At 68.0% G+C, this 12,369-nt stretch carries 12 protein-coding genes; 4 read left to right on the forward strand and 8 right to left on the reverse strand.

Annotated features, from left to right (window positions below; genetic code table 11):
* Positions 1–142 precede the first annotated feature (142 nt).
* Positions 143–895: a TerD family protein gene (locus ABT057_RS30640; RefSeq protein WP_352346870.1), complete on the forward strand. Its 753-nt coding sequence runs from the start codon at positions 143–145 to the stop codon at positions 893–895.
* Positions 896–929: 34 nt separating this feature from the next.
* On the opposite strand, the gene ABT057_RS30645 is transcribed toward ABT057_RS30640, so the two are convergent.
* The 6 genes from ABT057_RS30645 to ABT057_RS30670 all read right to left on the reverse strand — a co-directional run bounded on the left by ABT057_RS30645 (position 930) and on the right by ABT057_RS30670 (position 5,530).
* The gene (locus ABT057_RS30645; RefSeq protein WP_352346926.1) at positions 930–1,667 is read right to left on the reverse strand and encodes a TerD family protein; all 738 of its coding nucleotides are present in this window, start codon (positions 1,665–1,667) and stop codon (positions 930–932) included.
* Positions 1,668–1,771: 104 nt separating this feature from the next.
* Positions 1,772–2,920, reverse strand: coding sequence for a DUF475 domain-containing protein (locus ABT057_RS30650; protein WP_352346871.1), 1,149 nt, complete (start codon positions 2,918–2,920; stop codon positions 1,772–1,774).
* A 157-nt stretch (positions 2,921–3,077) separates the two neighbouring features.
* Positions 3,078–3,653 carry a TerD family protein gene (locus tag ABT057_RS30655; protein ID WP_352346872.1) on the reverse strand — a complete coding sequence of 192 codons (576 nt, stop codon included), beginning with the start codon at positions 3,651–3,653 and terminating at the stop codon, positions 3,078–3,080.
* A 104-nt stretch (positions 3,654–3,757) separates the two neighbouring features.
* Complete coding sequence (locus ABT057_RS30660; protein ID WP_352346873.1) at positions 3,758–4,333, reverse strand: calcium homeostasis/redox stress adaptation protein; 576 nt, start codon at positions 4,331–4,333, stop codon at positions 3,758–3,760.
* Between the two features lie 166 nt (positions 4,334–4,499).
* Positions 4,500–4,958: a peroxiredoxin gene (locus ABT057_RS30665; protein ID WP_352346874.1), complete on the reverse strand. Its 459-nt coding sequence runs from the start codon at positions 4,956–4,958 to the stop codon at positions 4,500–4,502.
* A 134-nt stretch (positions 4,959–5,092) separates the two neighbouring features.
* Positions 5,093–5,530: a DUF3052 domain-containing protein gene (locus ABT057_RS30670; RefSeq protein ID WP_352346875.1), complete on the reverse strand. Its 438-nt coding sequence runs from the start codon at positions 5,528–5,530 to the stop codon at positions 5,093–5,095.
* A 342-nt stretch (positions 5,531–5,872) separates the two neighbouring features.
* Between ABT057_RS30670 and aceE the strand changes: the two genes are divergently transcribed.
* Positions 5,873–8,605 (forward strand): pyruvate dehydrogenase (acetyl-transferring), homodimeric type, encoded by a 2,733-nt coding sequence (aceE, locus tag ABT057_RS30675; protein ID WP_352346876.1) that lies wholly within the window; start codon positions 5,873–5,875, stop codon positions 8,603–8,605.
* 73 nt (positions 8,606–8,678) lie between these two features.
* Positions 8,679–9,491, forward strand: a complete 813-nt coding sequence (locus ABT057_RS30680) for a potassium channel family protein (protein WP_352346877.1) — start codon at positions 8,679–8,681, stop codon at positions 9,489–9,491.
* On the opposite strand, the gene ABT057_RS30685 is transcribed toward ABT057_RS30680, so the two are convergent.
* Positions 9,445–9,750 carry a small hydrophobic protein gene (locus ABT057_RS30685; protein ID WP_352346878.1) on the reverse strand — a complete coding sequence of 102 codons (306 nt, stop codon included), beginning with the start codon at positions 9,748–9,750 and terminating at the stop codon, positions 9,445–9,447. The genes ABT057_RS30680 and ABT057_RS30685 overlap by 47 nt on opposite strands.
* Positions 9,751–10,030: 280 nt before the next feature.
* A complete protein-coding gene (locus ABT057_RS30690) occupies positions 10,031–11,650 on the reverse strand; it encodes an MFS transporter (protein ID WP_352346879.1) in 1,620 nt (539 codons plus the stop codon).
* Positions 11,651–11,717: 67 nt separating this feature from the next.
* Between ABT057_RS30690 and ABT057_RS30695 the strand changes: the two genes are divergently transcribed.
* A complete protein-coding gene (locus tag ABT057_RS30695; RefSeq protein WP_352346880.1) occupies positions 11,718–12,344 on the forward strand; it encodes a TetR family transcriptional regulator in 627 nt (208 codons plus the stop codon).
* Positions 12,345–12,369 lie beyond the last annotated feature (25 nt).

The raw sequence follows: 12,369 nt of genomic DNA on the forward strand, positions 1-12,369 counted from the left end.
GGTGGCCGGTAATAGTACGTAGAAGTCCATGTCGGGGGTTCCCGCCGGGCATGAATTTCAGGTAACTCGCCCGTGTGGGTTCTCCTGTATGTCCGTGTACCCCGCGTTGTCGTGATCAGGACCGAGAGGGCAGGATGACCGCATGACGCACGCGATGCTGAAGGGGTCCAACGTCCCGCTCAAGACCACCACGGTACGCGCCGTGCTGCGCTGGACGCCCGGGCAGGGGATCCCCGACGTCGACGCCTCCGCGCTGCTCCTCGGCCCCGACGGCCGGGTGCGTTCCGACGAGGACTTCGTCTTCTACAACCAGCCCCGGCACCCTTCCGGGAAGGTCTGGCGGCTCGGCAAGAAACGGGTCGCCGACGGTCTCACCGACACGATCCAGACGGATCTGTCCGGTGTCGAGCCCGGCGTCAGCCAGATCCTCCTGGTCGCGTCGGCGGACGGCGTCACCTTCGACACCGTACGGTCCCTCAGCATCGTGCTGTACGACGCGGCCACGGAGGGCGACCCGATCGCCACCTTCGACATCCGTCCCGAGACGGGCGAGGAGACCGCCCTGATCTGCGGCGAGCTGTACCGCCGCGGTGAGGGCTGGAAGTTCCGCGCGCTGGGCGAGGGCTACTCCAACGGTCTCAAGGGCCTGGCGACGGACTTCGGCATCTCGGTGGACGAGTCGGAGGAGGCGGCGGACTCATCGGACCCGGCCGCGCTCCCGCCCGCTCCGAGCCTCTCCCAGCCGCTGCCCCCGGAGCAGCCCACGTCGGTGGTCCCCCAGCAGCAACAGCAGCCGGCCTACGGCTACCCGAACAACCTCCCGACGCACGGCTACGCCTATCCGGACGGTTCCTTCCAGATGCCCCCGCAGGGGCCGCAGTTCATCGGCCGGTGAGCCGCCCGGCAAGCGGCCCCCGCCGCCGTGGGGGCTACTTCTCCACCTTCGTCTTGTAGCCCCGCCCCCACTGCAGCCCCCACCCGTACAGCCGGTCCAGTTCCGCCTGGAACCCGTACACGAACCGCACCTCCCGCCGCACGATCAGCTCGCCCTTCACGTTCTCGATCATCACGACCGCGCACGACCGGGCCTGCGGATGCCGCTCGTCGAGGCCTATCTCGATCCGCGGGCCGTTGCTCGGATACAGGGTCACCATGGCGTGGGTACGGTCGAACGCCGGGGTCTGGTCGTAGATGTAGACGAACACCAGCAGCCGTTTGATCTCCTCGCGGTGGTCGAGGTTGACGTACATCGTCTCCCCCGACGCCGACCCGAACCGGTCGTCCCCGCTGAGCTTCACGTACGGCGCCGCGTTGACGTCGCCCAGCAGCCCGCCCAGCGGCTGGACGACGCCCTTCGTGCCGTCGGCCAGTTCGTAGAGGCAGCCGAGGTCGAGGTCGACGTTGACCATGCTCTGGCTGTGCCCGACGACCTCCGGGGGCCGCAGCGCCTTGAAGGGGTGCCGCAGCAGACTCTCCCGCTGCGGCCCGCCGATGTCGGAGGTCCGCATCCGCCAGTTCAGGTTGACCCGGAGGTTTCCGGTGGCCGCGCCCTGCTTGGTGAGCGATACCTGATGGTGCCGTTTGGTCAGCTCGATCGCGTTCGTCGCCGCGCTGCCCGAGTCGAACTCGGCGCTGCGACTGCCCAGCAGCCCGTCGAAGAAGCCCATTCCCGCCCCCACGTGGTTGTCCATGACACGCTCACGGGGCGGCCGTGGAGGACAGTTTCCTCACCGGCCGCCCCGCAGAGAGCGTTCCCTCCCCCCGAAGGTGATCACACCCCGGACGAGACCTCAGTCTTCTCGTCCGAGTCCTCGGCTTTTCCCTCGGCCGCTGCCAGCGCCTTGTTGCGGCGCACGGAGGACCAGAAGGACCAGGCGATCAGGACGACGCCGACGAGACCGGTGATGACCTCGTTGATCTGGTACTGGATGGTGACCATGAGGATCACGGCGAGGGCGCCGATCGCGTAGTGGGCGCCGTGCTCGAGGTAGACGTAGTCGTCCAGCGTGCCCTGGCGGACCAGGTACACGGTCAGCGACCGTACGTACATCGCGCCGATGCCGAGACCCAGCGCCATCAGCACGATGTCGTTGGTGATGGCGAACGCGCCGATCACGCCGTCGAAGGAGAAGGACGCGTCGAGGACCTCGAGGTAGAGGAACATGAAGAAGGCGGCCTGGCCGGCGAGCAGCACCGCGGACTTGGGCTTGCCGGTCCGCGCGGCCTCCTCCTCCGCCTCGTGTTCGCGCTCCTCCTCTTCCTCGAGTTTGTCCTCGAAGTAGCCGGAGAGCCCGCCGACGACCATGTAGGTGATCAGACCGGCGATGCCGGAGATCAGGACGGTCTGTGCCTTGTCGACATGGCCGCCGCCGTGCTGGTGGGCGTGGGTGGCGAAGGTGAAGGAGGTGACGAGCAGGACGATCAGGGCGATGCAGACCGCCAGCATGTCGACCTTGCCGAGCTTGGCGAGCGGGCGCTCGATCCAGCGCAGCCACTGGATGTCCCGGTCCTCGAAGATGAAGTCGAGGAAGATCATCAGCAGGAACATGCCGCCGAAGGCGGCGATCGCCGGGTGGGCGTCGGTGACGAGTTCCTGGTAGTGGTCCTTGTCGTTCAGCGCGAGGTCGACCGCGTCGATCGGGCCGATCTTTGCGCTGAGCGCGACGATCACGACGGGGAAGACCAGCCGCATGCCGAAGACCGCGATGAGGACGCCGACGGTGAGGAAGATCTTCTGCCAGAAGGCGTTCATCTTCTTCAGGATTCCGGCGTTGACCACCGCGTTGTCGAACGACAGCGAGATCTCGAGGATGGTGAGGATCGCCACGATGCCGAGGGCCTCCCACCCCCCGTAGAAGACCGCAGCGACCAGGCCGAGCGCGGTAATCGCGAACGACCAGCCGAAGGTTTTCAGAAGCACTGGCTACCCCATCGTGTGTGTACGGGTCTCCCCCGCGCCGTACTCGGCTTTACAAAAAGTTGACCTTGCGAAGCAAGTCTAGAGGCGGCGGTTCCGGTAGGCACCGGCGCCCCCTTACCAGCCGGTAACGGTTGCCGCGCGGGCAGGGCAGGACCTGCTAGGAGACGTTGACGCCGAAGTCCATGGCGATGCCCCGCAGGCCCGACGCGTACCCCTGGCCCACCGCCCTGAACTTCCACTCGCCCTGGTAGCGGTAGAGCTCGCCGAAGATCATCGCGGTCTCGGTGCTGGCGTCCTCGCTCAGGTCGTAGCGGGCGAGTTCCTGGCCGTCGGCCTGGTTGACGACCCGGATGAAGGCGTTGGAGACCTGGCCGAAGGTCTGGCCCCGTTCGTCGGCCATGTGGATGGAGACCGGGAAGACGATCTTGTCGCACTGGGCGGGCACCTTGGCGAGGTCCACCAGAACCGACTCGTCGTCGCCGTCGCCCTCACCGGTGAGGTTGTCACCGGTGTGCTCCACGGAGCCGTCGGGGCTCTTGAGCTGGTTGTAGAAGACGAACCACTCGTCCCCCAGCACCCGCCCGCTGTTGCAGAGCAGCGCGCTGGCGTCGAGGTCGAAGGGGGCTCCGGTGGTGGAGCGCGCGTCCCAGCCGAGCCCGACCATCACCTGAGTGAGGTTCGGCGCGGCCTTGGACAGGGAGACATTGCCTCCCTTGGCGAGCGTGACGCCCATGTTGCTGGTCCTCCCCTAGGCGGTGCTTCTTCGTTGTCCTACGCGTCCGGCGCCGCCCGTAAACGGTGCGGCGCCGGACGGTGTCACCTTCAGGCCTGGGCGCCTCAGACGTTGACGCCGAAGTCCTGGGCGATGCCCCGCAGGCCGGACGCGTAGCCCTGGCCGATGGCGCGGAACTTCCACTCCGCGCCGTGCCGGTAGAGCTCGCCGAAGACCATCGCGGTCTCGGTGCTGGCGTCCTCGCTGAGGTCGTAGCGGGCGATCTCCGCCTCGCCGGCCTGGTTCACCACGCGGATGAACGCGTTGCGCACCTGGCCGAACGACTGCTGACGGTTCTCGGCGTCGTAGATCGAGACCGGGAACACGATCTTCTCGACGTCGGCCGGCACCGCCGCGAGGTTGACCTTGATCTGCTCGTCGTCGCCCTCGCCCTCACCGGTGATGTTGTCACCGGTGTGCTCCACGGAACCGTCGGGGCTCTTGAGGTTGTTGAAGAACACGAAGTTCGCGTCGCTGGCGACCTTGCCGGAGTTGTTCAGCAGCAGCGCGCTCGCGTCGAGGTCGAAGTCGGTGCCGGTCGTGGTGCGGACGTCCCACCCCAGACCCACGATGACCGCGGTCAGGCCGGGGGCCTCCTTGGTCAGCGATACGTTGCCGCCCTTGCTGAGGCTGACTCCCACGAGTCCTCCATTGGTGTCCAGGGGCGGGGTGCCCCGTCGTGCGTGGATATCGGATCTATCGGATCAACGAGTCGATCCTAGTGACGGGTTCCCGCCCCCCGCAGGCCCTGGAGCCGAAGAATCACAGGTGTCGGCACGATCCGGGAGTGCGGAGCGACAGAAGGGCTCAGAGCGTGTCGAGCGCCTTGACGTAGTCGCCGAGGTCGCGGGCGTCCGGCAGGGCGTTGACGACGGTCCAGCGGACCACGCCCTCCTTGTCGATGACGAAGGTGCCGCGCACCGCGCAGCCCTTGTCCTCGGCGAAGACGCCGTAGGCGCGGGAGACCTCGCCGTGCGGCCAGAAGTCGCTGAGCAGCGGGTACTCCAGGCCCTCCTGCTCGGCGAAGACGCGCAGGGTGTGGATGGAGTCGTTGGACACGGCGAGCACCTGCGTGTCGCGGTCGGCGAATTTGGGCAGGTTGTCGCGCACCTCGCACAGCTCACCGGTGCACACACCGGTGAAGGCGAAGGGGTAGAAGAGCAGGACGACATTCTTGTCGCCCTGGAAGTCGGAGAGCTTCACGGCCCTGCCGTGGTTGTCCTTGAGCTCGAAGTCGGGGGCCTTGTCGCCGACCTGGATCGCCATCGCGAAGATGTCCCTTCGGGTGGGGCTGTCTGGGTGAGGACAACCCTACGCAGCGACCCCTGAAGCGGGCGGACGGACCGGGCACACAGGACCCGGTCCGTCCGGCTCGCTTCACTCGCGGAGCTTGCGGAACTTCACTTCTTGGACTTGGCGGCCTTGGGCGTCACCAGCCGACTGCCGCTCCAGTCCTTGCCCACGCTGACGCTCTTGGAGGCGGACAGGCCCGCCGTCGTCGCGGCTTCCGAGATGTCGCTCGGCTCCACGTAGCCGTCACGGCCGGTCTTCGGCGTGAGGAGGAGGATCGAGCCGCCTTCTTCGATGTACTCGGTGGCATCCACCAGCGCATCGGTCAGGTCGCCGTCCTCGTCGCGGAACCACAGCACAACGGCATCGGCCACGTCGTCGTAGTCCTCATCCATCAGCTCGCTGCCGATGGTTTCCTCGATGGACTCGCGGAGCTCCTGGTCGACGTCGTCGTCGTAGCCGATCTCCTGGACCACCTGCTCGGGCTGGAACCCCAGCCTGACGGCAGGGTTCGTCCGCTCCTCCGCGTGGTCCGCGGTCGCGCTCACGGGTTGCCTCCTGATCATGTCTTGGGAATAACTCAGCCACGCGCGTGCGCGAAGCATTGGCCGTAGTCCACACGGGCCGGACGGATCGCGCAAGTACCCGGCGGTTCAGACCGCCGAAACGGTGACGATCCTGGCCGTGTCGACGCAACTCCGGGCGCGAGACCGGGACAGATGGTGACGTACACCACACCCACTTGCCCTGTTTGCGTAATTGAGAACCATCCAAGGGTACGAGATTCGAACAGCTAGTGGTTACCTCAGGGTAGAGATGACGTTTCCGCCCCCGAGGTACACGATGGGGGGCGGTGAAGATACTGGAGAACAGCGAGAGTAAGGAACAGCGTGGCTTCCGGATCCGATCGCAACCCGATCATCATTGGCGGCCTTCCGAGTCAGGTTCCTGACTTCGATCCCGAAGAGACCCAGGAGTGGCTCGACTCCCTTGACGCCGCGATCGACGAACGCGGCCGGGAGCGGGCACGCTACCTCATGCTGCGTCTGATCGAGCGGGCCCGCGAGAAGCGCGTGGCCGTGCCCGAGATGCGCAGCACGGACTACGTCAACACCATCCCCACCAGGGCCGAGCCGTTCTTCCCGGGCAACGAGGAGATCGAGCGCCGGATCCTCAACGCGACCCGGTGGAACGCGGCCGTGATGGTGTCCAGAGCCCAGCGGCCCGGCATCGGCGTGGGTGGCCACATCGCCACCTTCGCGTCCTCCGCCTCGCTCTACGACGTGGGCTTCAACCACTTCTTCCGCGGCAAGGACGAGGGCGACGGCGGCGACCAGGTCTTCTTCCAGGGGCACGCCTCCCCGGGCATCTACGCGCGCGCGTTCCTGCTCGACCGGCTCAGCGAGCGGAACCTGGACGCGTTCCGCCAGGAGAAGTCGAAGGCGCCTTACGGGCTGTCCTCGTACCCGCACCCGCGGCTGATGCCGGACTTCTGGGAGTTCCCGACCGTGTCGATGGGCCTCGGCCCGATCGGCGCGATCTACCAGGCGCGGATGAACCGCTACATGCACGCGCGCGGGATCGCCGACACGAGCAAGTCGCACGTGTGGGCGTTCCTCGGCGACGGCGAGATGGACGAGCCGGAGTCGCTCGGCCAGCTGACCATCGCCGCCCGCGAGGGCCTGGACAACCTGACCTTCGTCGTCAACTGCAACCTGCAGCGCCTCGACGGGCCGGTGCGCGGAAACGGCAAGGTCATCCAGGAGCTGGAGTCCGTCTTCCGGGGCGCCGGCTGGAACGTGATCAAGCTCATCTGGGACCGCACCTGGGACCCGCTGCTCGCGCAGGACCGGGACGGCATCCTGGTCAACAAGATGAACACGACCCCGGACGGGCAGTTCCAGACGTACGCCACCGAGCCCGGTTCGTACATCCGCGAGCACTTCTTCGGCGACGACCAGCGGCTGCGCGCGATGGTCCAGGGCATGACCGACGACCAGATCCTGCACCTGGGGCGCGGCGGCCACGACCACAAGAAGATCTACGCGGCGTTCAAGGCGGCCGTGGAGCACACCGGGCAGCCGACGGTGATCCTCGCCAAGACCGTCAAGGGCTGGACGCTGGGGCCGAACTTCGAGGGCCGCAACGCCACGCACCAGATGAAGAAGCTGACGGTCGCCGACCTCAAGGGCTTCCGCGACCGGCTCCACCTGCCGATCTCCGACAAGCAGCTGGAGGACGGCCTCCCGCCGTACTACCACCCGGGGCGGGACTCGGAGGAGATCCAGTACATGCACGACCGGCGCAAGTCGCTCGGCGGGTACGTCCCGACGCGTGTCGTGCGCGCCAAGCCGCTCCCGCTGCCGGACGACAAGACGTACGCGTCCGTGAAGAAGGGCTCCGGTCAGCAGTCGATCGCCACAACCATGGCGTTCGTACGACTGCTCAAGGACCTCATGCGGGACAAGGAGCTCGGCAAGCGGTTCGTACTGATCGCGCCGGACGAGTACCGCACCTTCGGCATGGACTCGTTCTTCCCGAGTGCGAAGATCTACAACCCGCTCGGCCAGCAGTACGAGTCGGTGGACCGCGATCTGCTGCTCGCGTACAAGGAGTCGCCGACCGGGCAGATGCTGCACGACGGCATCTCGGAGGCGGGCTGCACGGCCTCGCTGATCGCGGCGGGTTCGGCGTACGCCACGCACGGCGAGCCGCTGATCCCGGTCTACGTCTTCTACTCGATGTTCGGTTTCCAGCGCACCGGCGATCAGTTCTGGCAGATGTCGGACCAGCTGGCGCGCGGTTTCGTCCTGGGTGCGACCGCCGGCCGTACGACGCTGACCGGTGAGGGGCTCCAGCACGCGGACGGCCACTCGCAGCTGCTCGCCTCGACGAACCCGGGGTGCGTCGCCTACGACCCGGCGTTCTCGTTCGAGATCGCGCACATCGTGCAGGACGGTCTGCGCCGGATGTACGGGCCCGAGAGCGAGGACGTCTTCTACTACCTCACCGTCTACAACGAGCCGATCCAGCACCCCGCCGAGCCGGAGAACGTCGACGTCGAGGGCATCCTCAAGGGCGTCCACCGCTTCAGCGAGGGCACCTCGGGCACCATCCCGGCGCAGATCATCGCCTCCGGTGTGGCCGTCCCCTGGGCGCTGGAGGCGCAGAAGATCCTCGCCGAGGACTGGAACGTCAAGGCCGACGTCTGGTCGGCGACCTCGTGGAACGAGCTGCGGCGCGAGGCCGTCGAGGTCGAGCGGCACAACCTGCTGCACCCGGAGGAGGAGCAGCGGGTGCCGTATGTGACGCGCAAGCTCAGCGGTGCCGAGGGACCGTTCGTGGCCGTCTCCGACTGGATGCGGTCGGTTCCGGACCAGATCGCGCGGTGGGTGCCGGGCACGTTCCAGTCGCTGGGCGCGGACGGTTTCGGCTTCGCCGACACCCGGGGCGCGGCCCGCCGGTTCTTCCACATCGACGCGCAGTCGGTGGTCGTCGGCGTGCTGACCGAGCTGGCCAGGGAGGGCAAGGTCGACCGGTCGGTGCTGAAGCAGGCGATCGACCGCTACCAGCTGCTGGACGTCTCGGCGGCGGACCCGGGAGCGGCCGGCGGCGACGCGTAGCGCGCAGCGCATCGAGGGGTGGTGGAGCGGCTTCCGGCTCCGCCACCCCTTACTCGTTCTTTACGATGCGGTCATGCAAGCGGGTGTACAGCGACGAACGGCACAGGAGCGGTGGGAGCAGGGGAGCCAGCGGCCACTGCTGGCCCTCGCCATGGTGTTCGGGGTCGCCTACGCCGTACCGATCGTGGACACCTCGGCCGGACACTCGCTGACGGCCGCCTGCACGGTGGTCGAGTGGGTCGTGTGGGGGGCGTTCGCCGCGGACTACCTGGTGCGGCTGGCGTTGACCCACGACCGGCGGGATTTCGTCCGCAGCCACTGGCTGGACCTGTGCGCGGTGGTGCTGCCGCTGGTGCAGCCGCTGAAGCTGCTGCGGCTGGTGGCCACCCTTCTGCTGCTGGGCCGGCGGGCCCGGATGGCGACCCAGATCCAGGTGACGACGTACGTCGCCGGCGTGGTCGTCGGACTGCTGATGTTCGGCTCGCTCGCCGTGCTGTCCGTGGAACGGGACTCACCGGACGGGAACATCCGCACGCTGGGTGACGCGCTGTGGTGGTCGTTCACGACGATGACGACCGTGGGGTACGGCGACCACGCGCCGACCACCGGTCTGGGCCGGATGATCGCGGTCGGGCTGATGCTCTCCGGTATCGCCCTGCTCGGTGTCGTCACCGCCAACATCGCGGCATGGTTCATCGAGCGCTTCGACAAGGACGACGTGGAGGAGCGTGCCCAGACGGAGGCCATCCGCGCCCTGACCGAGGAGGTGCGGGCGCTGCGGGCCGAGGTGGCGGCGCTGAAGTACGACGCCCGGGAGCCGGGACCCCGCACGGAATCCCTTACAGCAACCCGTTCCCAGGCCCCGCCGCGCCCGCCAGCCAGATGATCGCCAGCAGGGTGTCTATCGCGCCCAGGGCGACGGCGACCACGGCCGGGATCGGGCGGGGGCCCGACCAGGTCCGGCCCATGGCCAGCCAGCCGCAGACGATCGCCGCGGGCCCCAGGACGATCCCGAGGGCGAAGAATCCGGCGACCGCGCAGACGAGACCGACGATTCCGAGCGTCGCGCTGTCCGGCCCGGTCCGTAACCCCGTGCGGCCACGTGAGCGGGGGTACCTGCGCGTGCCGTGTCCGAAGCCGGCCATCGTCAACTCCCTGGGTTCCGGGGATGTTTTCGATGGCCGGGTACCCACGCCCCGCGGTTCATGCCCCGCGGTTCATGCCCCGCGAACGCCAAGGGCCCCGGGGGCCGCGGCGCGCTGTCCCCCTCCGGCAGCGCGTCGCGGTCCTGACCGCCCTCCCATCCGGAGGGCTTGACCAACTGTGACCTGTGGCGCGTGCCGGAGGCGAGAGACCTTTAGCGTTGTCACCCTGATAGGGGAAATCCGTTGAAGTCCCGTCAGTTTTCCCCTGTCCGGGGCCTGGTCAGAGGTGACCGACCCCCGCGCCCGCCTCCGCGTTCTCCCCGCGCTTGGTCAGCAGCGCCACGAACACCGCGACGACCGCCACCCCCGCCGCGACCAGGGACGCCAGGCTCATACCGGAGATGAACGTGTCGTGCGCGACGTCCGTGATCTTCGCGGCGACCTCCGCCGGAGTCTGCGGCGTCACCGGCGCCACGCCGACCTGGACCGCCTCTGAGGCCTGGTCCAGCTGGGTACCGGTCAGGGGCGGCAGACCCGCGTCGGTCCAGTTGCCCGGCAGGTCTCCGTCGACCTTGGAGGCCATCACGGCACCGAGCACGGCCGTACCGAGGCTGCCGCCGATCTGCATGGCCGCCTGCTGGAGACCGCCCGCCACGCCGGACAGCTCCATCGGCGCGTTGCCGACGATGACCTCGGTGGCGCCGACCATGACCGGGGCGAGGCCGAGGCCCAGCAGCGCGAACCAGATGGACATGGCCGCGCTGCCGGTGTCCGTGTCCAGCGTGGACATGCCGTACATGGCGATCGCCGTGGCCGCCATGCCGCCGGCCAGCGGGATCCGCGGGCCCAGCTTGGTGATCATCGCGCCGGCCAGCGGGGAGCCGACGATCATCATGCCGGTGAGCGGCAGGAGGTGCAGACCTGCGTCGATGGGCTTCATGCCGTGCACGTTCTGCAGGTAGAACGTCACGAAGAACAGGCCGCCCATGAAGGCGATGGCCATCAGGACCATGAGGACCACACCCGCGGACAGCGGAACCGAGCGGAACAGCGCCAGCGGGATCAGCGGCTCCTTGACCCGCGTCTCCCAGAAGGCGAACGCCCCGAAGAGCAGGACCGAGCCGATCACGAACGCCCAGGTCTTGCCGTCGCCCCAGCCCCAGGTCGGGGCCTTGATCAGGGCCCAGACCAGGCAGAACATCGCGGCCGAGAGCAGGGCGATGCCGAGCAGGTCGAAGGAGCGGGGGGCGTTCTCGGCGCGGTGGTCGAGCAGGATCACGACGCCCAGGGCGAGGGCGAGGACGCCGACCGGCACGTTGATGAAGAACACCGACTGCCAGTTGACGTGCTCGACGAGCACACCGCCGAGGATCGGGCCGCCCGCGGTGGAGGCGCCGATGACCATGCCCCAGATGCCGATGGCCATGTTGAGCTTCTCGGCCGGGAAGGTCGCCCGCAGCAGGCCGAGCGCGGCCGGCATCAGCAGGGCGCCGAACAGGCCCTGGAAGACCCGGAAGGTGACGACGAACGCGATGCTGTCGGACAGGCCGATCGCGCCGGAGGCGGCGGCGAAGCCGACGACGCCTATCAGGAAGGTCTGCCGGTGGCCGAAGCGGTCACCGAGTTTGCCCGCGGTGATCAGGGAGACCGCGAGGGCCAGGAAGTAGCCGTTGGTGATCCACTGGACCTGGGCGAAGGTGGCGCCCAGGTCCTTCTGGATGGCCGGGTTGGCGATGGCCACGATGGTGCCGTCGAGGGCCACCATCATGACCCCGACAGCCACGGTGATGAGAGTGAGCCACGGATGCCCGCGCAGCGCCTTGTCCGGCTGCCGGTCCGACGGGGCTGGCCGTGCCTTGTCCCCCGGCCCCGTCGTGTCGATGGTGGTCTGACTAGTCATGCCTTCAAAGCTAGTGACAGCCACTGACAATTGACAAACGAGTTCACAAGTCGGTAACTGACACATTATGGAAACTCTGCGTGAGCGCAAGAAGCAGCGCACCCGGGACGCGCTGCTGCGGGCAGCCATGGAACTGTTCACCACGCAGGGGTACGAGGCGACCACCGTGGACGCGATCGCCGACGCCGTCGACGTCTCGCAGCGCACCTTCTTCCGCTACTTCGCGGGCAAGGACGAGGCCGCGCTCGGCCTGCTGGAGATGACAGTGCAGCGGTTCGTGCAGGCGGTGCGGGAGCGGCCGGCGCACGAGGCGCCGATGGAGGCGCTGCGGCAGGCGGTGCTGGAGGGATGGCAGTCGATCCACGAGATCGTCGAGACCGTCGTACCGGTGGAGCTGTACCTGCGGATGTACCGGGTGATCGAGTCGACGCCGGTGCTGCTCGCCGCGTATCTGCGGCAATCGGTGGAGGTCGAGGAGACGCTCGCCCGGGTGATCGCCGAGCGCGAGGGGCTCGACGTGGACACCGACCCGCGGCCGCGGCTCGTGGTGGCCGTCTTCAGCGGGGTGATGCGAGTGACCGAACGGCAGTGGGTGACCGGCGCGGAGTTCAGTGTGGCGGGCATGCACGCGCTGACGTCCGGCTACCTCGACCGGCTGGGTCCGGCTCTGCTGGGCAGCTGGCGCGAGGCCTGAGAAAATGGGTGGTGGACACCACGAC

It is taken from the genome of Streptomyces sp. NPDC002588 (genome assembly GCF_040295925.1).
In the GTDB taxonomy this organism is placed as follows: Bacteria; Actinomycetota; Actinomycetes; order Streptomycetales; family Streptomycetaceae; genus Streptomyces.